Below are 23,749 nucleotides of genomic sequence, written 5' to 3' on the forward strand. Positions count from 1 at the left end.
TGTATGTTATTGAAAAATTTTGTGATTGTATAGAAATGAGTTATAATAAAATTAATAATGAATAAATTAAAAAAGACCAGACATGCAGCAACATGTCCAGTCAAACAATAGATGGTTCCCTCAGGCGAGGGCGGCTATTGTAGAGTGGTAATCCACCTGAGCCTCTTAACTCAAGGGTGGATTATTTGGTTAGATACCTTATTAAAATAAGCTAAACACTTACCTATCATTTATGGTAAAATAAAGTTCCTTGGCAGGGGCAATTTAAAAAAGCGAGTTGGGATTTTATGACCAACTCGCTTTTACCTTTTCCATTTAAAGGATCATAGTAATCCTCTTTAACTTAGATTCCTAAAATGCTCATTAAAGCAATCCTCATTAAAGCAATCCTCATCTTCCTTCAACCATTTGCTCGGAAAACTTCGTTGGTATCCGTATAAATAAAAGCAAGTAAATCAACTTCATAATCATGCTAAGTTGGATCAAGTTTGTTACTATCCCAACGATGGCCGTATACGAAACTCCATTCCCCCCTTCTGCATATTCTTCGAGTCTTTATCTTGATTTTAAGCGAAAATCGCTATTATCAAATGCTTCAATATTCTTCCCTAGATTAGAATCAGTAATAATAATAGAACAACGTTTAATAATTGTTACGTCTCATCCTTTTCAAAAGATGTAAACTCATTTCTGGTATAATAGGGAAAAATACAATTAGTGAAAGAAGGATAATATATCTATGAGAAAATCTTGCAGTGAATCGAAAACTATTCAAACAGACGGAGTCCTGCCAAATGACACAAACCCGCACCAGACTCTTTTCGGAGGCGCTCTGATGAGCCGAATTGACCGGGTTGCTGGTATTGCAGCGATCAAACACAGCGGAAAACCTACGGTGACCGCAAGTACCGATTCGGTTGATTTCTTACATCCGATCACCCTTGAAGATGCAGTCACATTAGAAGCGTTTGTCACTTGGACCGGGACCACCTCAATGGAAGTGTTTGTGAAAGTAACAGCTGACAACTTTTTTACAAAGGAAAGCCGGGTGGCGGCGACTTCGTTTTTAACCTTTGTCTCGTTAGATAAAGAAGGGCATCCGGCCCCTGTGCCATCTGTCTATCCCGAAACGGAGGAAGAACACTATTTGTTTGATACCGGAGAAGCGCGGTCCATTGCCCGAAAGCTCCGAAGAGAACAAAGCAAGCATCTCGCACAAACGTTTGGCCGGAAATAACAAGGGCATGACAGTGTTCATATTTATATCTCAACAAATTTAGCAAATGATACCAAATATTTAGAAAAAAAACGCTAAACCCCATATTAAAATGGAGTTTAGCGTTTTGAGCTTTTTAGGTCTATGTAATAGCCCACACAATTTCACAAGTTATGGCTGCTGCGTTCCCGCCCTGACCAGTTTCCTAGTGTCTTTGTTGGACTAAACTCCGCAGGTAGGACTCGAACCTACGACCGATCGGTTAAACCCCGAAGGGACTGCCACTATACTACTACGGTATAAAAACTTTTTTTATTTTTAGTGGAAATGACGGGAGTTGAACCCGTGTGCAAAGATCTTGGCACTTATACATCTACGAGTGTAGTCAGTAGAATTGATTTCACTAACTTCTTTAGCCTACTGACAGGCATTGAAGCAGCTAGTCTGGTTCGTCTCTTCCTTCATCCTCAGACGGTGGAATTAGGCGTAGTCCACTTAGTATTAGTCCCTTACCCTACCACATGGACGATGGAGGGAGGAACCGCTAACGACTGTTATTAGGCAGCGAAAGCGAAGTTGTTGTTTTGTTTGCCAGTTATAGGCTTTATCGTTTTAACGAGGCCGAATCCCTCGACTCGCGATATAAGCTCAAACGATCCCTGTCGATACCAAGACATCCCCATAATATAATGGCAGAGAAGAAGGGATTTGAACCCTCGCGCCGATTACCCGACCTACCCCCTTAGCAGGGGCGCCTTTTCAGCCTCTTGAGTACTTCTCTGTAATAAAAGTTTCGCGTCAGTTCCGTTAAGAACTTACAAGAAAAATATATCATCGATTCAATTTGGAAGATAGCTGTAAAATTTGGTAGTTTAAAAGTCCTGGTTTTCCGATTACCGAAATCCATTCAACATATACCTATAGGTAACAGCTGCAGGCGGCACTGGTGGTGGAGGAATTAATGGAATTACTGTTGGTCTATACCAAGGATGGTAGTGATGAAAAATAATGTAGTAATACATTAATATCCTCCTTTCATTTATAGTCAAAGTAATTTATGAGCTTTCACCTAAATACGATTGGATGGAAGCCTAACTTTATTATTTAATTCCAATACTCATGAAAATTGTCTCGGTAATTACGCCATTGACAGTTTTTAGTGATCATGGAATAAAACGAATTCTATATATGTCTCTCTCCATACCAGGACATGCATTAATTTAAATTAGCAACAAATAGACAATCTCCTTTTGAATGTTATTTAAACCTCATTATATATTCAGCTAGGAATGTTTCTCCTGCTTCAAGCTTATTCACTCCCATCTTCTCCTTCATGTTCCCAGATGTATTATACGTATCGGCAATTCCGTACCAAGGCTCTATGCAAACAAATGGTGCTATAGTGCCAGTAGTGTCCATATATTTCGACCAAATTCCAACATACGGGAATTTTTCGAACGATACTTCTATTCCATGACCTGATTTATTAGATTCCAATGTAATTTGATCGATATTGCTGTAGACAAGAGCATCATGTGCAAATAAAGTGTGCTTGAGTTGAATCGTTGAAATATCTTTAGCAGTTCCTCTTTCATGGATAAGAGAATCCTTTAGCTCATATTCCATTACATTTTTATTTGCAGCAGGAGTAAAGTTTAAACGGTAGTCCTCGATGGTTTCATTTTCTACAAGCGGAATCTTAAATGCCGGATGAGCACCCATTGAAAAATACATTACTTCTTTGTTTTCATTCACGATTTCCCACTGAACCATTAGGGAGTCCTCTTTGAGTAAATATCGAATTATCGCTTTAAATTCATAAGGATAAACATGACTGAAGCGTCCAGCAGACTCAAACACAAAAGAAACGGTTGTATCTGTCTGCTCTTCAACTTCGAATACAACGTCACGCAAAAAGCCATGCTGTGACATCTGATAGGTATGATCATCCAGTTGATACCGATCTCCCTTTAATCGTCCAACAATCGGAAATAAGACCGGAGAGACTCGTCCCCAGTAGGCGTTATCCCCTGTCCACATATAGTCTAGCCCATTTTTCTTATGCTTCACTTCTCGTACTTCTGCACCGTTTCTTACTATACTTACCTTTAGCCAATCATTTTCAATTAAAAGCATCATATTTCCCTCAACTCTCATGTTTAAGATGAATCATGGTGGAAAGTTATCCTTCATAAAACGAAGGACAAATCTCAAAAAATTATCTTGTAAAATTTTATATGACGACTTTTGTTTATGTGGAAAGTATTGAATTAAATTTAAAATTGACCTTTAGAGAAATTAACCTGAGAATACCAAACATAATTGGAAACATAGGAATAAAACTACTAAGGATTTATCATTGTATCCTTGATATATTATGTGTTGTCGCTTCTGAACGAATTCATAAACATGAAATGGTGAGTAGTCGCGGTTCCTTTACAGGAGCTGAGGAAAGTCCAGGCTCGCACACTGCTGAGATGCCTGTAGTGTTCGTGCCACCTGCAAAGGTGGGCAGCCGATTAGACGTTTCGGCTGACGGCGAGTGAAATCATGCTACGTCCTTTTGGATATGCTGAGAATAACCTGAAAGTGCCACAGTGACGAACTTTTCTGGAAACGGAAAAGATGGAACGGGTAAACCCCACGAGCGAGCAACCCAAATTAAGGTAGGGGCATCATCCCGCTGGAAATGACCCTAACGGATGAATTGGCCTTTGGCCGGTAAATAGATGACCAAAACAAACCACCACAAGCCCCCTACATTCATGGATGGGCTAAGGTTGTTTATTTATTTATTCATTAGAACAAACGTTCCTGAAAATTAGCGTTAGATAAACTTATTTGATATAATTAAGATATGAAAAGTCTAAATATAAAAGTTATAATAATGTAAAATATTCTTGCAAATACCATGTGGTTTGGTGTCCTAAATATAGAAGAAATGTATTGATAGATGGAGTAGATGAAAGACTTAAATCTATTCTATTAGAGGTTGCAGAAGAGACAAAGTCTGATGTAATCGAAATGGAAATTATACCATACCATGTTCATCTACTTGTGAAGTGCGATCCACAGTTTGGAATTGATAAACTCATATTCATTAGAATGATGAAAGGAAGAAGTTCTCGTTATTTACACAGCGAATTTCCATGGATAAAACATAGAATTCCTTCTCTATGGACCAATAGCTATTTTGTATCAACTGATGGCGGTACAACACTTGATGTTGTAAAAAGTACATAGAAAATCAAAAAGGAGTGTAAACCATGACCGCATCAAAAGTAAAATCGCCTTCTTTTATCGCAACGATTCGATTAAGAACGAATGCACAGGAAGAAAAGTTAATTTTGATATTATCTGATTGTGGAAGACAGCTTTATAATGCTTGTTTAGGAGAAGGTTTGAAGAGGATTAGGGCCATTCAAAACACCAAATTGTATAAGGAGACTGTCCAATTATCTAAAACTTCGGAAACAGATATAGAGCAGCGTAGAGCTAACTTTATATACCTTAATACATCTTTTGGGTTTACTGATTATTCGATTCAATCTTTCGGGACAAAAACGAAGAATGCATCAAAGTTTATTGCGGAACATTTAGGGACTCACGTCTGTCAAAAACTTTCGACAAGAGCCTTTAAGGCCGTGCAAAAATTCGCTTTTAAGAAAGCGAAAAAGGTGAAGTTTAAACGAAAGGGAGAATTTGTTTCCTTAGAAGGCAAAAACAACAAAACATTTCTTACTTATTCGAATGGTTATGTTTTTATCGGAAAAACACTTTCGTTAAAATGCCTATTCGACCCCAAAGATCTATGGATGCAGCATGCCTTAAAGCATAAAATAAAATATTGTAGAATCATAAAAAAAGAGGTAAAGGGAAAAAATCGTTTTTATATTCAGTTGATTCTTGAAGGATACCCTTATCGTAAATATGAATTAGGTAAAGAAGAGATTGGACTAGATATTGGTCCTTCCACCATTGCGATGGTAGGGGATTCGAAAGCCGAATTAAAGGAATTTTGTGAAGAAGTGGTAGGAATCTATAAGGAAAAAAGACGAATCAATCGTAAAATGGACCGGCAGCGACGAGCCAATAACCTCAACCATTATCAAAGCAATGGCGTGATGAAAAAAGGTAAAAAGAAGTGGGTCAACTCCAAAAGATACATAAAGACGCGTTCAGAACATAGAGAATTGGAACGTAAGATGAAAGAAGTAAGAAAACAACTCCATGGTCGAGATACCAATCAAATCCTACAACTAGCCTCCTCCATTTTAACAGAGAAACTCTCCTATAAAGCTTTTCAAAAAATGTTCGGAAAAAGTATCGGTAGAAAAGCCCCCAGTATGTTTTTAAACATGTTAAAACGAAAAGTGGAATCACAAGGCGGAAGGTTCCGAGAGTTTCCAACCTACTCTACAAAGTTATCTCAAACCTGCCATTGTGGGGCTATTAAGAAAAAAAGACTCAAGGACCGCTGGCATATTTGTGAATGCGGGGTCTTGGCACAACGTGATTTATACAGTGCATTTTTAGCTAGATATGTCTCAAAATCAAATGAAGTAGATATTCAAAAGGCTGAAAAAGAGTGGCCTCAACTTTCAAATGTTTTAAATGAGTGCATCTTGAATTTGAAAAACATGAGATTAGAAAGAAAATTTATCTCAACATTTGGTATATAAATTCCTAAGAGATTAATAGGTAAAATCTCTCGGTGCAGACATACCCCGAAACAGTCAATAAGTTGTGAGTGGCAAGGGAATCCGAGCCCATGTAGATAGTCATGTTTCGATTATTTGCATTCAAACGATTTCGGCTGTCGAAGCCTTTTAGACCAAGGTGAAGTCCATCTTTTATAGTAATTATAGATTTTGGAAGAGCCAAGGTTTTTTAAAGGTGGAACCCCCTCCATTTATGGATGGGTGAGTGTCAGTACACTTCTAGTACGATGCTTTCTGCCGATTGAAGTACGGAAGGACAAAAACCTGGCTTACATCCATTTCATAAGCAATTAATCGTTCAAAGCTTCATATGATTGCGGGTTGGACGAGCAATATGGCTAATAAATCAATCGTCCAAGTTTTATAACCCCGCAAAAAATACATAAATTTTCGTACAACTCTTCTATCTATGACCAATTTTCTGTTGGTAAGAGCTATCAAAAACCTACTTACGCAGGTTGTAAGTAGGTTTTATTTTTTATTCGCTGTTTTGTGTGGTATTAAAGAAATCATCAGCCTGAGCTTTTTTGTTATCTTTTACCTTATTATGGTTTTTACCCATCTTTCCATCTGACTCATAACTTAAATTCTCCGATACTTTTTTATCCTTTTCCATAACTTCACCCTTTCAAATCTAGTTTGTCCCACTTTGTTTTTTAATAAAGATTTTTTTCTAGAAACCTAAAAAAGCGCACTTCCATACAAATTTTTGTAACGGGTTCCGTTTTGGGTGCTAACAACAAAAATCACATCTTGTTGCTCCTCGAAGGTCTCAAAGTAATTCTCAAAAATAACCACATAAGAAAACGCTGTTGATTTTGAAATCAGGGTTCCCTTTTTTCGCACATCCTAAAATGCGGGATTATTGTTAATGTATTTGTATGGAAAATATAAAGTGGAATATATTTAAACGAAACGAATCCATTGTATGGTAAGCAATTATACATTCATTCGAACCTTGATACTGAGGAGTGAAGTATAGGGTTAAACATTAAAAAAAAAACATTCCTCTAGATACGTATAGATGCGTTCACAGGAATCACGATAGTTTGAGCAATGTATATGTATGAAGGTTTCATTTTTTTGATTATTTATTCTTGTCCCTCGGCAGCAAACTCGATTCTGAATTTATCTTTGTGCAATTTTATCCATTCTTCTAACAGTTGTTTCTTTTTTTCGAAATCCAAGCATACACACCTTCTTTATTTAATCTCTACTAAACCGCTTTTCTTCTGGTTCCTCTCAAGCAAAATTCGATCAAGATAGTGTGTAAATTCGGATTCACCGGAATACGACAAACAAAGATATTCCTTTGCTCTTGTCATTCCGATGTAGAATAAAGAAACCTCACGTTCTTTATCCTCTTCAAGGGGAAAGGGCATTGAATCCACATTTACAATAAACACCGCTTGGAAGTCGAGTCCTTTACTGCTATCAATGGTACTAATTTTGACCTTTCCATCTTCTTTTTGAAACGATCGTTTTGATACGTCATTCTCGGTAATCCAGTAGTTAGGGAGTCCTAATTCACCTAGTGAACGCTTAATTAGATCAACAATCGGATATTTATGGGTCCGCTTCACTCGGTAAAGGATTAACATCTCATCTAGAGGGACTTTCCGCTCTTCATGCAGCCTTTTGATTTGCCGCGCAACCATTCTCATTTCATCAAAGAAATTGGCAGCTCGAATAATCCCAGGCTCGGGCCCTTTCCGTTTCGTGCTTTGCGGCGCAATGATTTCACCTTCAAGACTACGATTCACTACCTTATTTCTAAACATCGAATGCTCACGATAAAATTCCCAAGCAAACTTTACAATTTGGGCAGTATTTCGGTAGTTAATCGACAACACCTTTGACCTACCTTGAAAAGATAAACCCGTATCCTGCAAGTATGATCGTTTTCGCCGATAAATCGTCTGCGCTCGATCCTCTACCAATAAGAGAGACTGGGTATCCGTATTGATTAGTAAGCTCACTAAACGGAGCCAATCCGCGTCAAAATCCTGCCCTTCATCTATCAAAATCGCATCATATGATGGAAGGATAGTTTCTTTCTTCTCGATTTTATCGATGATTTCTGAAAGATTTTGCTCTCTTATTTTTAGATCATTCTTCAGCCATGCATGAAAATTCCGAACGATAATATTTTGATTTTGTACAGCCTTCATCGAAGGATCAAAATCAAATAGATCCTCAGGTTCATTGAGCATATGATTAATCATTTGTTGGATCGCATTGGAAAGCGAGATATTATAGCAAAGGATAAGAATTTTCCAATCAGGATTTTGTTTTGACAGCATCTTAGCTCGACTGGCCAATATTATCGTCTTCCCGCTTCCTGCCACACCGCGAATCAAACGGTTCTTATCTCCGATCTGTTTGGCTAAATTCTCCTGGTGAAGGTCCATTGTCTTAATATCATGAAGTGACAGTAAAAGCTGATCTTGGTAAGGAACAGTTGCTTTAAATTCTGCGCTAATGCGAACCTCAGGAAATAAATGATAACGAATCGCATTAATGTCTGCGATGGAAAGTGGATCCTTTAAACGATATGGAATCACAAACATATTCATAATTTTTTCAATCAAGATTTCTTCCGAGAATCCCTCTTTTTCAGGATCGATTTCATCTCTTGTTAAACAAAGGTTTGGTTCAATAACCGCGTAAAGTCCATCCTTAATAAAGTCCTTCGTATACAATCTCGTAAAAACAACACCGTATCCAAAAGGAAACTTCAATTTCAATTTATGTTTTCCATCTGTCTCTATTAGATTCTTATCCCTTTTAAGGACATCAGCTATCTTAAACACGTAGTCTCTCGCCTGATTCATGGGATTGGGGATAATGGTTTGATCACCATTGGCTGCCACGATATGCCATTCATCATGATTAATTTGCAAGAGTGTATTTCTGGTATAATCCTTCACTTCCAACACTACCATTCCAAGGTCCGGACCAATAATCACAAAATCTGGTTTCCTACCTTGAATTTCCGGTTCAAAATAAACTATATAATCATCTGGCAGATAGGTTTTTAAAGTTCTGAAAAGTAATCGCTCACCCGTTGTGGCAGTAGACCTAATTGTTTCAGGTATTGTAATCGCCATATTCACCGCTCCAAAATTTGCATTTTTCTCCATTATACTACAATTAGTCAAATAGCCCTAAAAAATTACAGTAATCTATTGTTTTCGATGTATTTAGTCCCTATTTTTTGCAAAACTCTACTAAAAAAAACAAAATTACCCTTATTCATTGTATTTTTAATTTATTCGTTTAATAATAGAAATGATAAAATTTTCCTACTTAGAAATACGAGATTGAAAGAAAGTGGAGTGGAGATCTTTGTTTAAAGGAATACTTGATAAAATATTTAATACAAACCAACCGACTAAACGAGTGGACGTCCATCCGATTAGCCAAGCGGAAGTTGAGGCGTTAGTAGAGGCAAAAATTAGGGAGCATGCGGCTACATTACAATCTGCAACAAATGATCAATTAATCCAGAGTCAATCAAAGGATCATGAAGATTACTCCTTAACTCCGAAGCAGATTGAATACGCTCTTTCATTAATAGAAAAGATCAAGCCGGAATTCGAACTGGCGATTGATTCAGCTCATTTGACGATTAAAGATTTAAATAGATTAATTGCTTATAATCGCTATAAAAATAAGGGAACGCTTGTAAATCTGGTGAAAAAAGGAGTATTGAGAAAAAGGTAGGAAGGTAATAAATACCACTTTGGAGATAATATGGAAAGACAATGACATACATCGCAATATATCTGCTTTTTATGCAAAAAAAATATCCCTGGCACTATTAGTGCCAAGGATATGATTCATTACTACTTTCAAAAACTAAAACAGACTCATCTGTAGTGGCTGTTCTTTCAACGCTTTAATGTCTTCCTTTTCAATTTCAAGTATTCTATTTCCCATACGTTCTATTAAACCCACAACTAGTGCATTTCCCATACAGAAGTATCGCATTCTTTCTGACATTCCTTCTGTCCAATTATCAGGAAATCCATTTAATCGTTCACATTCCACAGGAGTTAAAATACGTAATCGCTTGGTTTCTGGATCTTCCACGACATGACTGCTGCGGTTAACAGTACCTTCACTTGTAAGCATGGTTCGACCAGGTTTATCAAGAGGCTCCGGAAAAGACATTCCTCCCTCTGAAAATATATACTTATGACCACTTGATGCCGTACGTTCTATCTTTTTAGGGCCTTTTAGATATTCAAATTTTTCTATTGCACTATCTTTTAAGTAGTATTTTTCATCAACGGCAGGTTGAAGCATTTCACCTAATGTTATGGGCGCTTCAACTTTTGGAATTACTTCCTCAGTATAAACTTTCCCATTTCTCATAATACCGGAATTATAATATGTTTTAGAATAATTATCTGATATATCCAATATATGCTCTTTAAAATCAAAAGAATGATTTTTTTTACTATCCTCATCAAGTACGGGAAAGGCTCCTGCAAAAAAACCTTCAGTTCGAAGCATTTGTGGATTTTCAACATTAACTTTACTCTGTATAAACTGAATATCATTTCTAATAGCAAAGATAAAGATTCGACGACGACGTTGAGCTTGTCCGTATTCAGCTGCATTTATTACACGCCATTCAACTGAATAGCCTAAATCTCGAAAACTAGCGAGCATAATGGAAAAGTCTCTGCCTCGTTGTTTTGAAGGTGATTTTAAGAGTCGGTCCACATTTTCTAACAAAATATATTTTGGTTTTATCTCAGTGGCAAGCCTCATAATTTCCCAAAATAAAACTCCCTTTTTTCCTTGTATTCCTTTTTCACCAGAAAGGCTGCGTGCAACTGAATAGTCCTGACATGGAAAGCCACCAACAATGACACTAATATCCATATCTTTAAATGCCTTTTCATCAACCGTTCCAATATCTTCATTGGAATGTATTCCATTATCTTTAAAATGATTTGCATAACAATTAAATGCATCCTGGGCTTTCTTAGAGGGTTCCCATTGGTTCCCCCACACAACTTGTAATCCTTGTGTTGCTTCGAGTCCAAGGCGAAATCCGCCTACCCCCGCAAATAGTTCTATAACATTTAACATAACGAACATCCTTTCGGTACAAATTATACCTAAGAAAAAATTATTATAATAGTCAGCCAAAGATTAACCATCAAAAAAAGTGTAATTATGAATGATTATCTAGTATCTTAAAATGACCAACATTAGTAATTTTAAATAAAAAACATAAACAGATTAATCTATATTACCACAAAGGCTTAATACTTTCACATCTCTTTTCTCTGCCAAAGATTACTGTCAATTAAGGTCCTTGAAATTCTTATACTTCATTATACCAATTATGGAACGTGCGTTCTATTCAAAAGTAAAAAAAATTAATAGGCAGTTGAAAAATTCCAGTGCTGCCTATTTTGATCATAATTTATTATTTCAGGTTTTTCAATTCGTTCTTAGATATTTGTTCTTTAATATAGGAGTTATTTAACCAAAACGATTGTTTTGTAAATTCCCCTCCGGTTGGTAATGGATAGGTATCCGTTTTATCCCTTCCGTGAGGCCTAACATGTGCAACCCTATTTTCAGTACCAGAAGGTAGATTGTTAAATTCTCTAATTCCGCTCTTTTTAACTACTTTTACACCTGATTTAATGATTGAAATTGTTTTCTCCCAAACCATTTTCACTTCTGTTTCTAAATCATGGTAGGGAATATTCCAAAACATACCTCGATCCAAAATAAGATTACCCTCAAGATTAAATTGATAGATGACAAATAAAAATCGGGTATCCAATAGGATTTGTCGTAAAGAAGATAATTCCCAATCTTCCTTAATAATCTCGGTAAATTTAAATGCAGGAAAAGACATACTCTCTTTTACCGAACAATTTTGCTCTACTCGAATGGTTTTAACTTTGATATTTCCTTTTTCAAATTCTAAGGCATTTTTCGTTTGTACACCGAGCATGGCCAGGGCTACTTTTGATGCGTAATTTTTACTATTTGGTTTGTCTTTTACACCGTACATTTTTGCAATTTCTTCAATTGATTTCCCTTGGTGTTCGTGAATTCTGTCCAGAACATAATCCTCGAATGTTCTGCTTTCTAGGATTTTTGTATCTTTGACAATTTCCTGATGATACGTTTTCTTCCCTGGAAAAATATAATCCCTTAATAATTGGGTCATGTAGGATCCCTTTAAAGAAAAGGCTCTCTGTTTTGCAGGTTCATCGGAAAACGGTTGTTTTCTTACAGAGCTTGCATTTGCTCCTTTTGTACAAGCCGCGAGATAGTTGGTATCACTTTCCGAAAGTAAATGGGCCTCACCGGCTCGTATTTTTCGAATGATCTTATTCCAATCATCTTTAATAATTTTCAAATCTACTTCAGAGAATTCAAATAACTGAGCAAACTTGATTTGATAATCAAGACTAGCAATATCCTCTTCAAATAAATAAAAAATTAAAAGGATGAGCTTATTTTTATGAAGAAATGAACTGTTCTCAAACTCTTCCTTGTGGACTTCCATATAATTTATGATATTTAACACTAATCTTTCTTTTGCTGAAAATAAGTCCCCTTTCTTTAACTTTTTGAAAGGTGTTGTTTTCAATTCAACCCCTGCTTCTTTGAAGTCAGGTTCATGCTCGCTATTAGGTTCATATAGGAAATAATATTTTTCAAGGAGTTGTCCAAGACCACCTTTACCTTCATACATTTTATAATCTTCAGGTAATACATCTCGAAAAGTTTTACCAATCAATTTTTTTGCAAATGCCTCAATAGAGGACGATGAAGAAATATCATAAGGAATTTTAGCTTCCAACCCTATAACCCCCAAAATATTGATCTACCATTATATATAAGGTTAATATTGAATTAAAACCTTTTCTTTAACAAGATTAAGAAAAGGTTTCATTATTTTTCCTGGTACGGTTCCACCGGTATACCTAAGACCAATTTCAATATTTTTTTTGGTATTCAGCCAATGCATGGATTATCTCCAAAAGATCGGCTAACTCTTCTATTGCATCACTTTTATTTTCTGTATTTATGTATTCATTAAGTTCTTCAAAGGATTTATTTTTAAGCTCTTTTATGTATTCTTCATCATTTAGAATTCTAGAAGATAACTTTTTTCCCGTGCTCTCGATAACTCCGGGATACGGTCTCGGACCAATTTATTATGAATAGGCATATTAAGGAACCTCCACAAAAAGAATATACCTATATTATAAAAGAATTAGGTTAGAAAGTACTTATTTAACATTTTTAATGTGCTTTCTCAGTATATAAAAATAAAAATTATTAAAGCAACAAGCATTTAACAATGAATCAAGGTAACCATTCTAAAGCAATTTTACTTTTTGAATCTTCCAAATAGCATGCTTCTCTGGGAGGTATACTGCACAGTGTCTGAATCCTGCAGCGATATCTGTTTCCTAATCAGCAAAAATTCTATACTTTACGTTTCATCCTTTGTTTATAGCACGTATAGCAGTGGTTATTAAAAATAATCTTTATTTACTACTCCTTCCTAAGCAAATGACCCAAAGAATGATTATTGCATTCATTTAATTCTCTGGAATTTAAACCAAATTTTTCGGACAATTTCGATGTCTATCCCCTTATTCCTTAATACCAGCTTATAAAATTATCCTTTTGCCTTAAAACCTTCAATTTTATCCAAAGGACTTTCAGTGTCGTTGTTGAATTCATTAACTATTATTAATTTACCGAACAGGAGGCAGTAAAATGAGGAAAACCAAGAGTAATTTTGAAGTCGATCTAAATGGTGAAAATGTATTAGCAAATTTCTTAGATACATATTTCTATGCGAAGTTAGAAATTCAGGAGTTTTTTAGAAATACTCCTGAAAAAAATAACTATCTAAATAATCAATTTAGAGGCATAGATGTAACATTTACATTTAATGGTTCTAATTTTATCCTTGATGAAAAAGCAACTCTTTACTATCCAAACGGAATACCTACATTTGCATTCGAATTAAGTTATAAAAAAGATAATGTTTGGCGTCAAGGATGGTTTTATGACGAAACCAAGGAAACTGATTATTATCTTTTAGCTTGGCCAAAGAGACAGGCTGTAAAAGTATCTGAACTGAAAGTAGAACATTTTCAGACAGTGGAGGTTTTGCTAATTTCCCGAAAGAACCTGCAAAATTACTTAAATGAAAAATATGACATTAATAAGCAAGCAATCCAAGTCACAGTTGAAAACATTATTACATCAAAAAAGTTTGGAAAACTGGATAATATCCATCCCTCATCTAACCATTACTATTATTATACTGAATATTTATCAGAGACCCCCATCAATCTAGTGATACAAAAAAACACCTTAAAAGAATTTGCTACTTTCCACTTTATGATTTATCGAGATAAACCTTATGCACAAAATAAGGATAATAACATTTGGCTAAAAAAACAATTTCAAAGATTTTAAACTCGCCACAATTCATCGTGCCTTTAGTCCTCATTAGCAATATTAAATTCCCTGAATTTTTCTGGATATTTCGATAGCTTATATTCTTATAATAATAAAACAAGCCTAATTCGATTGAAACAGGCTTGTTTTATAATTAATATGTTAATTATGTTTAAATTTATTGTTCAACCTGCCATCAGGAAGTGTAAATCGGAGAGTCCTCAGTAAACTTATAGTAATTTCATTTAAGTTGAAATCCTCCTTCCGTATGTTTTAGTCCTAGACGTCTTTAAACTAGGTATAGGGGTGTTCCTGCGCTCTCACATTCATCCTCCCTTCTTAAAATATCCCGCTATAGCAGGAACACGCTCGAATTCCTTCCTCAAGTCCCGAAACGAAATCCCATCATTCCCTCTTGCGATCTGGTAATCTAGCGAATACTCGTGACAGTTCAATGGGTTTTGATGAAATGTTTTGGTATAAAATTGGATGGCCTCTTGATTGTTAGCAGCAAAGATAAAGACAAAATCCTTCTGGTTCATCTTCAGGGAGTAGATGCCCACTTTATGAAAACCTAATACATTGTCTTGAATTAATTCTTTTACTTTCTGATGGTCCGCTTGTCCTATGTCTTTTATGGAAAAATCGTCCTCTAAAGAAATTTTCTTCTCTGCTAGTAAATGGTAGATATAATGGGCCAATGATGATTCCTCATATCGGAAACAATCCATGTAAAGATCCTTCACAATCATGTGATTCACACCTCGGTTTATGATTTTTTCGGCGAAATCATTCCCCGGTTGGATTCCTTTCCTTCTGTTCCTCAATTCTCCCTGTGTGCTGGTTGTAATTGACTGCGATGCTTCCAACTGGACCATTTCGGTTTTTCGAAACAATGATTTCAAGAGATTTATTCTGAGATTCCTTGTTATAATACACTTCACGATAGAGGAACAAAATAACATCGGCGTCCTGTTCTACACTACCCGATTCTCGGATATCGGACATCATTGGCTTTTTATCGGCTCTGGATTCAACCGATCGATTGAGCTGCGCCAAACAAATGACGGGGCAATTAAAATCCTTCGCCAACGTTTTAAGAGATTTCGATATTTCCGTCACTTGGAGGTGGGAATTTCCACCGTAGGATTGGCCACAATGAATGAGCGTTAAGTAATCGATAAAGATGATTGGTTTTTTGTACGGAAATTGATGGATCATTTTTCGTGTTTTCGCTCTCATTTCGGCTATACTTTGGCCAGATCCATCAAAAATTTGCATATGGGTTTCAGAGAGTAGACCCATCACATCTGACCAACTATTTTTTTGGTCTTGATTTAGCATTCGTTTCGGATCCCGCATTTTACTTCGATTGAAGTTCCCTGTCGAAGCAATCAGTCGAGAGGTGATCAGTCTTTCAGGCATTTCCAGAGAAAATACCAGCGGCAGATACCCAGCCCATCCTGACATTTTGGCAAAATGAAGCATCACATCGGTCTTTCCCATTGAGGGTCTAGCGGCGATGATCGTCACTTCCCCATCTTGAAACCCTCCCGTCAAATTATCGAGCATTTGGATTCCTGTTGTTGCGGTTATCAAATCTTTTTGATCCTCCCAAGGTGCCTCAAAGATATCTGACAACGCCTGTGTTAAAGACGTGTGATCCTCCACTTTTAATTGGTTAATTTTATCCAATTCAGAAATGACTTTTGCAATCTCCCAATCCTTCATGGCTGCCAGGGTTAAGATGTTCCTTTTTTCTCGCTCCTTCCACAAATCAAGGATCAGCTTCTCCGTATTGTCAAACTTCTCCAGGTCAGCAAATGCTAACAACTCGGAAAGATAGGACATCCCGCCAAAGGATTCAAGGTCAGGCATGGTGGTAAAGGTGATTAAATCAATATTCCTGCCTGCCTGGGTTAAATCCAGCATCCTCTGCATTATTTCTTTATGCCGTATACTTTCCAGCTGTTCAGGCTTGATTACCGTATCCTTGAGTAAGTACTCCGCCTTCATCAGGCTTCCTAAAAATGCTTTTTCCGCCATACTCACCAGTCTTCACCTGCCGTAATATCAAAGTCAAAGCCACTTGGAATATCTCTTCCTCGAGGAAAGGAATCCTTGGATTGCCAATGTTTTTGTACAGGCTTACGGCTCTCAATATATGATTCAATTTCTTCTACGGACAGTAAAGATTCATTTTCCCAGTTTTTCAGAATACCAACCACATATGTCAGTCTTCGCTTGTTATTGGCACAGGCAATATTCATCGCTTTTAAAATCACCGCTTTGGGCTGTAAAAATTTAGAATCATCTAACCAGTCTAACAGCTGCTGTTTACCATTCAGGTTACTAAAACCAAATCCATTGTTGTCCCAAAACTCTACAATTTCTTTAACATCTACTAGTTTTTGATTATTATGTAAGGGATGGTGACTATCTGGATAACTCTCAATTTGGGAGTAAAGAACTTCTTGTTGTTTATCTTGTTCTTTATCTACTTCTTTATCTTTTTCTTGTCCACGTATCGTATTTGGATTCGTCCACGTATCGTCTATCTCTTCCCATACAGGAGTAAGATCGGTAGCAATCTCATCTTGGTGATTACCTTTCATGCTGAAAATATCCTCTTCTTTTTTACAAAAAGATTCATAAAGGCTGCGGAATTCCTGTTTTTGAATCAACTCTGAAACATATTGAATTAATGAGGAATCTTTGACAGCTTTTAATTCAGAAGTAATACAATCCATCATGGGTTTCCCAGCTTTATCAAAGTTATTTTCTCCCCAGTTTTTAATGGCAAGTTCTCTCGTTTCAAGATTGTAGCGAATCAGCTGGTGATGCGTGATGAATCGTTCCATTAATGAATGGACACTTTCAATGGAATAGCCCATATCAAAGGCCATCTGCTTTTTCGTTATCTGATAGATTCCAATTTGAGTAGTACGCTGATTCGTTAAAAGATATAAATAAAAGTATCTGTCCTCTGGTGTCATTTCCTCCGAAACCATTGGGTCCATCCAAAAATCAATACGTACTTTTCTAAACTTTGCCATCCTCAACCACTGCCTTTCTTCTAATTAAATTTTCTTCATATTTCATATAGGAAGAAATGAAGAAAAAGGTCATATGTTTTTCACTAGAATGTGAATTTTTTATGACACTCTTTCATCTCCATGTCCTTTACGCGGGATTTCGGTGAAAGCCCGCATCCTCTGCTCTTCTAAGATATCTAGTTTGGCAGGGTAAAGCGAATCACCAATTTTCATATTTGAGGGCATTTTTGGTACTTAAACGCCAAAAAACGCCTCCAAATTTGAAATTTGAACGCGTTTTTTGATGTTTTGGTGATTTTTTAGCTTATTTTTTGTAAAGCCGTGTTTCTTTCTTATATCATATATCCAAGCCTAATTTTTGCGTGGGTTATTCTCCACGCATGATAGAATGATGGTAAAAAAGTAAGGTAGGTGAGGTAAGGTGATAAATTCCCCTTATTTAAGAAGTGTAATATTAAAGCGAGATGATGTACCTGCATTTACCCAATATCCATTTAATCTTCCTAGTATTAGATCATTAGATTATCTCCCCTTTCATCCCAAGGTTACCTACCTGATTGGTGAGAACGGAATGGGGAAATCTACCTTATTGGAGGCAATCGCCGTTTCATTAGGGTTTAATTCAGAGGGTGGATCCTTTAATTTCAACTTTTCTACGTTTGATTCCCACTCTGAATTAACAAACTATCTCAAATTGATCAAGGGGATTGATAAGCCAAGAGACGGTTTCTTCTTACGTGCGGAAAGCTTTTATAATGTGGCTTCCAATATTGAGGAATTGGATCAGGGGGGTGGAGGTCCGAAGATTATTAACTCTTTTGGCGGACAATCCCTTCATGAACAATCACATGGAGAGGCCTTCTTCTCCACCTTTGTTCATCGTTTTGGAGGGAATGGAATCTATATCCTTGATGAACCTGAAGCGGCTCTTTCTCCCTTACGGCAAATGTCAATGGTCACTAGAATCCATGACTTAGCGAATCAACACTCTCAACTCATTATTGCAACCCATTCACCAATCATTATGTCGTACCCAAACTCACTGATATATGAATTGAGCGAAGATGGAATTCAAGAGAAAAAACTTGAAGAAACCAATCATTTTCAGATCATGAAACAGTTTTTAAATGACCCTAAAAGGATGCTTCATCATCTTTTGGAATCGTAGGTAGAGTTTTAACAGTGAGAAAAACAAAAGGAAGCACGCGTTCCATTAGCGGGTTCCCTTATGAGGTGCAAACTTTGCAAATCACATCGTGTTTTTTGTCACTAATATCAATGAAATTCTCAATGGCTCTCTCTGAGTAAATAACATCAATAAACGGAAAGAAGGGATAGCTTAATGTCTATCCCTTAAATTCTACCGTTAATCATTTTTTGGCTTAATATCTGGGACATTTATTAATGGCTTTTGAAGTACATCCACAATGGCTGCAATGATACTTGTTGCTAAAATACCCATTAGACTTAGTGATATAGGACCTGCTGGATCGTCTCCAGAGATTTTAGAAATCACCTTAAGGCTTATTATCATTAACACAAAGTAGAAAATGGCTGTAAAAGCACACTTTTTTATAACATTCAAAGATTTAAGAGATAACTCGGAGAAAGCGTTGTTCCTTTCGATATAGGTTAATAGTTTATATACATGATAGAGCGAAAAAGAAAATGCAATACAGATTCCATACGCACATACTAAAAGGGGATATAGCGAGTAATCCCCACCTGGATGTGCTTTTATATCTTTAATGGTTAACACAGGCATCCAATAAATACACAAAGTAAGCACTGCAATTCCAACCAGAAAAATAATGACCTTTAAGAAAGTGGTAGAACCTCGTTTAACATACATTTAAAACACCTCACTTATTTAATGACAATGCGACTTTAACATATAATTTATCGTTTTACAATAAATTAGTATTATTTTTTATTATATTATTATTGTTATTGAAATATCCTTTTAATTTTGACAAAAATAAAAAAGCATTTCTCATTACAAAGAAATGCTCTTACTTTAAAATGTTAAATTTACAACTTGTTCAACAAAACTTCCAAATAGTTTAATAAAGTAAATATTTAATGAATAACAAAATCATATCACTAGGAGTCTTAGTTACAAAGTATTTTTATCCCACAAGTTTTGACATTAAGAAATCAAATTAATGAAGAAAATTATTAATCCAAAATGGGCATTGGAGATAATGTCGTCTTACGTTTCTATTGTGCTTATTCAAATAAACTGCTTATGTTAATACAATAAAAAAAGGGATCGCCGCAGCCATCCGAATCTTTTACTCTTGCACCCGTCTGTTTAAGTACGATACTTCACAAAATTTATTTGTTTGCTGAACCGTTCCCAAAGCTGGAACTTGAAGATTATTGATTGATAGGAACCTAAAAAGTTGATCTATAGGGTTTCTGCATAGTTGCGCCCCTTTTTAAAGATTCATCTACAATAAAGTACTACTTTTTTGAATTTTTTTAAGGAATCGAACCTGCAAATTTTTTTTATAGCTATCTATTTTTATTTATTTTTAAATGCCAATCGGATGGTTTGGTGTTTTTTGGACAACCTACCTAATATTGGGTGATAGTTGTCATTTATGAATAAGTGGCTAGAACGGATTTACTCAATATATTGGATGACCTGGACCGCGATCCAGAATTCCGTACCACAACTGAATTGTTGGTGGCAAGACACTCATCAGCATGGAAGTTATTTCTACCTTGTCACATCTTGGAGGCTGCCAGTAACTAAAATCACCATATGGGATAATTTAACAAAATAACCCTTAGCAAAGGGGAAATGTAGTAAATGGATAAAATTAAGATAAGTGCAGCCCAGCTTTTCGTACTAATATTTTTATTTGAAATGGGTAGCTCTATCCTCTTTGGTCTAGGAGCAAATGCAAAACAGGATGCATGGATTGCCATTTTATTAGGGTTAGCAGGTGGTTTGATCGTCTTCCTTATACACTACCGTCTGTTTCTTTTTTATCCAGAATTAATTCTGACCAACTATATACAAAAAATAGCAGGAAAATGGCTAGGCCGGATTATCGCCTTTTTCTATATCATCTATTTTATTTATACTGCTTCAGTAGTTTTACGAGATTTTGGGGAACTCTTGTTAACGACTGTTTATACAAATACTCCGTTATTTGTCCTTAATACATTGATGATTCTGACCATCATCTATGCTATTCATAAAGGTTTAGAGGTTATCGCAAGAGTGGGGCAGATTTATTTTGGCATTATTTATTTTATAGCTATATTAGGATTTCTGTTAATTATTTTTTCCGGGTTAATCCATTTTGAATTACTAAAGCCTATTCTTGAAAATGGATGGAAACCCATATTTAAAGAGGCTTTTCCTGGCATACTTACATTTCCTTTTGGAGAAATACTTATTTTCAATATGATATACCCGTTTGTGAATGAACGAAAGAAAATAAAATTTGTTTGTATTGGCGGGATGATTTTAAGCGGGATTAATATTACCATTACCGTGATTATTACCATTTCAACCATTGGTCCAGAACTTTATATCCGCTCAAATTTCCCATTATTAACAACCGTTTCAAGAATTCAACTAGCAGATTTTATTGAGCGGGTTGATATTCTTTTTGCGCTCTACCTAGTCATTAGCGGTTTTTTTAAAATAACACTGTATTTGTATGCAGCTGTTGAGGGTACAGCAGATCTATTTCAGTTTAAAAAAAAGGCAAAATTGTCGTTTCCAATTGGAATGATTGTTTTATTTTCATCCATAACCACGGCATCGACGTATGCTGAATTTATTAAGGAAGGTTTTGAATTTTATCCATTATATATAGGTTTACCTTTTCAAATTATCATTCCAAGCATCTTACTGCTTATCGCATTTTTTCGAAATAGGAAGAAAGAACCTCATACAAATTTAAATTGAAAAAACAGCCATTTATTTTGCTAATGGCTGTTTGCATAGGAAATTATGGTTTTGTGATTAACAGTGAATTAACATTCAACTCTTATCCCAATTCGGTGTCTAATCTGCTGGGATATGAAATTAGCCTTGGAAAACCCTAGTCCGTGAAATATAAACACTCTAAACCTATTGGCGTTACCTCCTCAGATAAATTACAAAAAACCTCCAATTGTTCTGAGGTATTAATTTTGATGATATAGCCCTCTTTAGATAACTTATTGTATGGAATTTCTTTTTCTATCAGACTGTTTAATCCTTGTTCAAATATCATAGCTTCTAAAACAAAGAAAATCGGCAGGTTGAACATATTACGAACTAAGGAAAGATAAAATCATTAGATGCATTTCTAATGCCAAAATCAATACTTTTAAAATGGTTTTTGGCCCTTTGAATAACAACACAAAGTTATTTCACATTTTCATCTAAATCCTTAAGTTGTTTTTTTATTTCTTTAAGTTCGGACCTTAAAGCCTTAACTTGCTTAGAATTATCAATGCCACTACTAACTGCATAGCAATTATAAGAAATAGAACGACTAAACCCATAAAGCCGTAAAATAATATTAAAATAATCCCCAAAACTTTGTCGCCCCTTATAAATAAACTACTTTAACATTACCATAAAACGGTAAAATGGGTGACGTTTATTTTTTTTCTTCTTAAAAATAACTTGCCCGTAAGTGCAATAAAAAAAGGGATCGCCGCAGCCATCCCAGTCTTAAACTCTAGCACCCGTTAGTGTAAGTGTAATATTTCACAATATCTTCTACACTTTAATATAACTCCAATCCCTAATATATGTTGTATTAGATACAGGAACATAACAAAATGAAGCCTTCTTAAAGTAATACTTGAGGAGTTGGTAAAAGGGTTAAATTTATCAGGAATTTAACTTCTCGAATATAAATTTTTTTATCAACAGTCCTAATGTAATACCAAAAATCATGGCACTGAAAATATGGGAATAATAATCATTTATGGGTCTAATAGGTATATACTTACCTTCTATTATTGCTGAAAACAAAAGTTCACATACTAACCAGACCAGTAAACTGCACAAAGTAGTTTTAATAACTAAATGGCATGAACCGAACTTTTCAAATATAAAGTAAAGTAAGATTGCAAAAACACTACCAACTAAAAAATCTACAATTAATCCTATGGTAAATACAGGCCTGTTAAATGTAATAATAAGGCTTGCTAATTCATAAATGCCATACTTACCAATGCCAAAATAAACAAATATCCTCGAAGCAATCTCTCCTGGTATTGTTGACAGAACACCTAATAAACCAATTATTAACACCTTATCTTGGACCATATCATCAATTCCTTAATCTTAACGTGGATAAATTTAGTTTACAAATTATATATAATTTTATACGTAATAAAAGAAGACACCTTTTTATTTAAGAAAGGCACCCGATTGCAGAATATTGAAAAATACCAAATCACTTCATTAATGTTCCTTAATTTTTTACTAAAGCACCATTGACATAGTTGCCAGTTCTTCGGTCTTCTTCTTGCAAGTGTTTATTATATTGGTATCCCCTCATAAACTGCGAAACGCCATAAACGATTAAACCAACTGCTATAATAAGTACAAAAATCTCTTCTGACATCGTTAGTTACCTCAAATGTAAAAATTTCGTCAAAGAAAAGCTTACATTTTTATATAGAACTTTCAACTGAAAATTATGGAAAACCTAGCTAGTCGAGTAGAAGGGAGCCTTTTTACCTTGCGGTAAATTGAACTCCACCCCCCTCACAGAACCGTGCTTGCACTATTAATGCACACGGCTCCTCCTAGTTACCATTCACAAAAATACAATTAATCTTTTAATATTAGACTTTGCTATTTCTGCTATCCTTAGTAGTTTTGTTTCCATTTATTATACCTACCTCTGTGTGTAGAAAATGTTTCACTACTAAGGGTGATAGCTGGTAGCTAGCCTTTCCTCCATCGGCATTACCCAACTTCATTGGTGTAGAGTCGAAGGAGGTCGGCAAAAGCCTTCCTCCGTCCGCTCAATCAAACGGATCGTACAGTTTTCCCGTAATCCGCTTTCCTTTATGTCATCCTTTAGATGCAACTTTAGATTCTAAATCTGGAATTAATGAAATAAGGTTTACAAGTTTGTAATCCGAATAGAGTTTGGATTCGTGAAGTTTCTTCCAACCCATGTTTCGCCATCTTTTAAATCGATGGCTCCATATTCTTCTTACAATCCAGCGTTGGAGTTTATTGAAGAGTTTTTTAACGTGAGCTTTACGATAGTAGTTACCCCATCCTCTGATAACAGGATTGATATTCTCTA

The 23,749-nt window shown here is 35.6% G+C and carries 21 protein-coding genes, 2 tRNA genes, 3 other RNA genes and 2 pseudogenes; 9 read left to right on the forward strand and 19 right to left on the reverse strand.

Annotation, left to right across the window (positions count from 1 at the left end):
* Positions 1 to 739: 739 nt before the first annotated feature.
* Positions 740 to 1,237, forward strand: a complete 498-nt coding sequence (locus BR30_RS0113955) for an acyl-CoA thioesterase (protein ID WP_051633615.1) — start codon at positions 740 to 742, stop codon at positions 1,235 to 1,237.
* Positions 1,238 to 1,360: 123 nt separating this feature from the next.
* Here BR30_RS0113955 and ffs read toward each other — a convergent pair.
* The 6 genes from ffs to BR30_RS0113975 all read right to left on the reverse strand — a co-directional run bounded on the left by ffs (position 1,361) and on the right by BR30_RS0113975 (position 3,352).
* Positions 1,361 to 1,444: signal recognition particle sRNA small type (gene ffs, locus BR30_RS35905), an RNA gene on the reverse strand.
* Positions 1,444 to 1,515, reverse strand: a tRNA-Lys gene (locus tag BR30_RS0113960). The genes ffs and BR30_RS0113960 overlap by 1 nt, the downstream gene beginning before the upstream one ends.
* 20 nt (positions 1,516 to 1,535) lie before the next feature.
* Positions 1,536 to 1,897: a transfer-messenger RNA gene (gene ssrA / locus BR30_RS35910) on the reverse strand.
* A gap of 9 nt (positions 1,898 to 1,906) precedes the next feature.
* Positions 1,907 to 1,997 (reverse strand) — tRNA-Ser (locus tag BR30_RS0113965).
* A 112-nt stretch (positions 1,998 to 2,109) separates the two neighbouring features.
* Positions 2,110 to 2,238 (reverse strand): hypothetical protein, encoded by a 129-nt coding sequence (locus tag BR30_RS38415; protein WP_269320609.1) that lies wholly within the window; start codon positions 2,236 to 2,238, stop codon positions 2,110 to 2,112.
* A 235-nt stretch (positions 2,239 to 2,473) separates the two neighbouring features.
* A complete protein-coding gene (locus tag BR30_RS0113975) occupies positions 2,474 to 3,352 on the reverse strand; it encodes an aldose 1-epimerase family protein (RefSeq protein ID WP_026565561.1) in 879 nt (292 codons plus the stop codon).
* Positions 3,353 to 3,630: 278 nt separating this feature from the next.
* Between BR30_RS0113975 and rnpB the strand changes: the two genes are divergently transcribed.
* The 3 genes and pseudogenes from rnpB to BR30_RS0113990 all read left to right on the forward strand — a co-directional run bounded on the left by rnpB (position 3,631) and on the right by BR30_RS0113990 (position 5,898).
* An RNA gene (gene rnpB, locus BR30_RS35915) (RNase P RNA component class B) lies at positions 3,631 to 3,979 on the forward strand.
* 150 nt (positions 3,980 to 4,129) lie between these two features.
* Positions 4,130 to 4,479, forward strand: a pseudogene (tnpA, locus tag BR30_RS33480) (IS200/IS605 family transposase).
* Between the two features lie 3 nt (positions 4,480 to 4,482).
* Positions 4,483 to 5,898, forward strand: a complete 1,416-nt coding sequence (locus BR30_RS0113990; RefSeq protein ID WP_026565563.1) for a zinc ribbon domain-containing protein — start codon at positions 4,483 to 4,485, stop codon at positions 5,896 to 5,898.
* Positions 5,899 to 6,415: 517 nt separating this feature from the next.
* On the opposite strand, the gene BR30_RS36705 is transcribed toward BR30_RS0113990, so the two are convergent.
* Positions 6,416 to 6,553 (reverse strand): hypothetical protein, encoded by a 138-nt coding sequence (locus BR30_RS36705; RefSeq protein WP_155928607.1) that lies wholly within the window; start codon positions 6,551 to 6,553, stop codon positions 6,416 to 6,418.
* 586 nt (positions 6,554 to 7,139) lie between these two features.
* Positions 7,140 to 9,047, reverse strand: coding sequence for a DEAD/DEAH box helicase (locus BR30_RS0114005; protein WP_026565564.1), 1,908 nt, complete (start codon positions 9,045 to 9,047; stop codon positions 7,140 to 7,142).
* 238 nt (positions 9,048 to 9,285) lie between these two features.
* Between BR30_RS0114005 and BR30_RS0114010 the strand changes: the two genes are divergently transcribed.
* On the forward strand, positions 9,286 to 9,663 hold the full coding sequence (locus BR30_RS0114010; RefSeq protein ID WP_081825449.1) for an ABC transporter ATP-binding protein: 378 nt from the start codon (positions 9,286 to 9,288) through the stop codon (positions 9,661 to 9,663).
* Between the two features lie 135 nt (positions 9,664 to 9,798).
* Here BR30_RS0114010 and dcm read toward each other — a convergent pair whose 3' ends face one another.
* From dcm to BR30_RS37875, 3 genes and pseudogenes are all read right to left on the reverse strand, one after another.
* Positions 9,799 to 11,043 carry a DNA (cytosine-5-)-methyltransferase gene (gene dcm, locus BR30_RS0114015; RefSeq protein ID WP_026565566.1) on the reverse strand — a complete coding sequence of 415 codons (1,245 nt, stop codon included), beginning with the start codon at positions 11,041 to 11,043 and terminating at the stop codon, positions 9,799 to 9,801.
* A gap of 343 nt (positions 11,044 to 11,386) precedes the next feature.
* Positions 11,387 to 12,784: a Sau3AI family type II restriction endonuclease gene (locus BR30_RS0114020; protein ID WP_197032335.1), complete on the reverse strand. Its 1,398-nt coding sequence runs from the start codon at positions 12,782 to 12,784 to the stop codon at positions 11,387 to 11,389.
* Between the two features lie 154 nt (positions 12,785 to 12,938).
* A pseudogene (locus tag BR30_RS37875) lies at positions 12,939 to 13,156 on the reverse strand (nucleoside triphosphate pyrophosphohydrolase); the annotation flags it as partial.
* Between the two features lie 557 nt (positions 13,157 to 13,713).
* On the opposite strand from BR30_RS37875, the gene BR30_RS35230 reads away from it, so the two are divergent.
* Positions 13,714 to 14,424 carry a hypothetical protein gene (locus BR30_RS35230; RefSeq protein WP_051633616.1) on the forward strand — a complete coding sequence of 237 codons (711 nt, stop codon included), beginning with the start codon at positions 13,714 to 13,716 and terminating at the stop codon, positions 14,422 to 14,424.
* 308 nt (positions 14,425 to 14,732) lie between these two features.
* Here the strand turns inward: BR30_RS35230 and BR30_RS0114035 are convergent, their stop codons facing one another.
* The 4 genes from BR30_RS0114035 to BR30_RS38420 form a co-directional block, all read right to left on the reverse strand.
* Entirely contained in the window at positions 14,733 to 15,158 is a 426-nt protein-coding gene (locus BR30_RS0114035; protein WP_026565568.1) for a hypothetical protein, read from the reverse strand.
* A 37-nt stretch (positions 15,159 to 15,195) separates the two neighbouring features.
* A complete protein-coding gene (locus BR30_RS0114040; RefSeq protein ID WP_035445563.1) occupies positions 15,196 to 16,452 on the reverse strand; it encodes a replicative DNA helicase in 1,257 nt (418 codons plus the stop codon).
* Positions 16,453 to 16,454: 2 nt separating this feature from the next.
* On the reverse strand, positions 16,455 to 17,462 hold the full coding sequence (locus tag BR30_RS0114045; RefSeq protein ID WP_026565570.1) for a DnaD domain protein: 1,008 nt from the start codon (positions 17,460 to 17,462) through the stop codon (positions 16,455 to 16,457).
* A 99-nt stretch (positions 17,463 to 17,561) separates the two neighbouring features.
* Positions 17,562 to 17,687: a hypothetical protein gene (locus BR30_RS38420; RefSeq protein ID WP_269320610.1), complete on the reverse strand. Its 126-nt coding sequence runs from the start codon at positions 17,685 to 17,687 to the stop codon at positions 17,562 to 17,564.
* Between the two features lie 196 nt (positions 17,688 to 17,883).
* Here BR30_RS38420 and BR30_RS0114055 point away from each other — a divergent pair, with 196 nt between their 5' ends.
* Positions 17,884 to 18,630, forward strand: a complete 747-nt coding sequence (locus BR30_RS0114055) for an AAA family ATPase (protein ID WP_026565571.1) — start codon at positions 17,884 to 17,886, stop codon at positions 18,628 to 18,630.
* Positions 18,631 to 18,828: 198 nt separating this feature from the next.
* Here the strand turns inward: BR30_RS0114055 and BR30_RS0114060 are convergent, their stop codons facing one another.
* The gene (locus tag BR30_RS0114060; RefSeq protein WP_026565572.1) at positions 18,829 to 19,314 is read right to left on the reverse strand and encodes a DUF2975 domain-containing protein; all 486 of its coding nucleotides are present in this window, start codon (positions 19,312 to 19,314) and stop codon (positions 18,829 to 18,831) included.
* 762 nt (positions 19,315 to 20,076) lie between these two features.
* On the opposite strand from BR30_RS0114060, the gene BR30_RS37880 reads away from it, so the two are divergent.
* Both BR30_RS37880 and BR30_RS0114065 read left to right on the forward strand, forming a co-directional pair.
* On the forward strand, positions 20,077 to 20,223 hold the full coding sequence (locus BR30_RS37880; protein WP_231507715.1) for a hypothetical protein: 147 nt from the start codon (positions 20,077 to 20,079) through the stop codon (positions 20,221 to 20,223).
* A gap of 57 nt (positions 20,224 to 20,280) precedes the next feature.
* On the forward strand, positions 20,281 to 21,393 hold the full coding sequence (locus BR30_RS0114065) for a GerAB/ArcD/ProY family transporter (protein ID WP_026565573.1): 1,113 nt from the start codon (positions 20,281 to 20,283) through the stop codon (positions 21,391 to 21,393).
* A 918-nt stretch (positions 21,394 to 22,311) separates the two neighbouring features.
* Here BR30_RS0114065 and BR30_RS0114070 read toward each other — a convergent pair.
* The 3 genes from BR30_RS0114070 to BR30_RS35925 form a co-directional block, all read right to left on the reverse strand.
* Complete coding sequence (locus BR30_RS0114070; RefSeq protein ID WP_026565574.1) at positions 22,312 to 22,752, reverse strand: hypothetical protein; 441 nt, start codon at positions 22,750 to 22,752, stop codon at positions 22,312 to 22,314.
* 148 nt (positions 22,753 to 22,900) lie between these two features.
* On the reverse strand, positions 22,901 to 23,053 hold the full coding sequence (locus BR30_RS36710) for a hypothetical protein (RefSeq protein ID WP_155928609.1): 153 nt from the start codon (positions 23,051 to 23,053) through the stop codon (positions 22,901 to 22,903).
* A 454-nt stretch (positions 23,054 to 23,507) separates the two neighbouring features.
* The gene (locus BR30_RS35925; RefSeq protein WP_269320611.1) at positions 23,508 to 23,741 is read right to left on the reverse strand and encodes a group II intron maturase-specific domain-containing protein; all 234 of its coding nucleotides are present in this window, start codon (positions 23,739 to 23,741) and stop codon (positions 23,508 to 23,510) included.
* Between the last annotated feature and the right edge of the window lie 8 nt (positions 23,742 to 23,749).

This window comes from Bacillus sp. UNC41MFS5 (assembly GCF_000686805.1).

Coding starts and splice junctions, on each gene's coding strand:
- BR30_RS0113955 (WP_051633615.1), top strand. CDS start 740: ATGAGAAAATCTTGCAGTGAATCGAAAACTATTCAAACAGACGGAGTC.
- BR30_RS38415 (WP_269320609.1), bottom strand. CDS start 2,238: ATGTATTACTACATTATTTTTCATCACTACCATCCTTGGTATAGACCA.
- BR30_RS0113975 (WP_026565561.1), bottom strand. CDS start 3,352: ATGCTTTTAATTGAAAATGATTGGCTAAAGGTAAGTATAGTAAGAAAC.
- BR30_RS0113990 (WP_026565563.1), top strand. CDS start 4,483: ATGACCGCATCAAAAGTAAAATCGCCTTCTTTTATCGCAACGATTCGA.
- BR30_RS36705 (WP_155928607.1), bottom strand. CDS start 6,553: ATGGAAAAGGATAAAAAAGTATCGGAGAATTTAAGTTATGAGTCAGAT.
- BR30_RS0114005 (WP_026565564.1), bottom strand. CDS start 9,047: ATGGCGATTACAATACCTGAAACAATTAGGTCTACTGCCACAACGGGT.
- dcm (WP_026565566.1), bottom strand. CDS start 11,043: ATGTTAAATGTTATAGAACTATTTGCGGGGGTAGGCGGATTTCGCCTT.
- BR30_RS35230 (WP_051633616.1), top strand. CDS start 13,714: ATGAGGAAAACCAAGAGTAATTTTGAAGTCGATCTAAATGGTGAAAAT.
- BR30_RS0114035 (WP_026565568.1), bottom strand. CDS start 15,158: ATGATTGTGAAGGATCTTTACATGGATTGTTTCCGATATGAGGAATCA.
- BR30_RS0114040 (WP_035445563.1), bottom strand. CDS start 16,452: ATGGCGGAAAAAGCATTTTTAGGAAGCCTGATGAAGGCGGAGTACTTA.
- BR30_RS0114045 (WP_026565570.1), bottom strand. CDS start 17,462: ATGGCAAAGTTTAGAAAAGTACGTATTGATTTTTGGATGGACCCAATG.
- BR30_RS38420 (WP_269320610.1), bottom strand. CDS start 17,687: ATGCCCTCAAATATGAAAATTGGTGATTCGCTTTACCCTGCCAAACTA.
- BR30_RS0114060 (WP_026565572.1), bottom strand. CDS start 19,314: ATGTATGTTAAACGAGGTTCTACCACTTTCTTAAAGGTCATTATTTTT.
- BR30_RS0114065 (WP_026565573.1), top strand. CDS start 20,281: ATGGATAAAATTAAGATAAGTGCAGCCCAGCTTTTCGTACTAATATTT.
- BR30_RS0114070 (WP_026565574.1), bottom strand. CDS start 22,752: ATGGTCCAAGATAAGGTGTTAATAATTGGTTTATTAGGTGTTCTGTCA.
- BR30_RS36710 (WP_155928609.1), bottom strand. CDS start 23,053: ATGTCAGAAGAGATTTTTGTACTTATTATAGCAGTTGGTTTAATCGTT.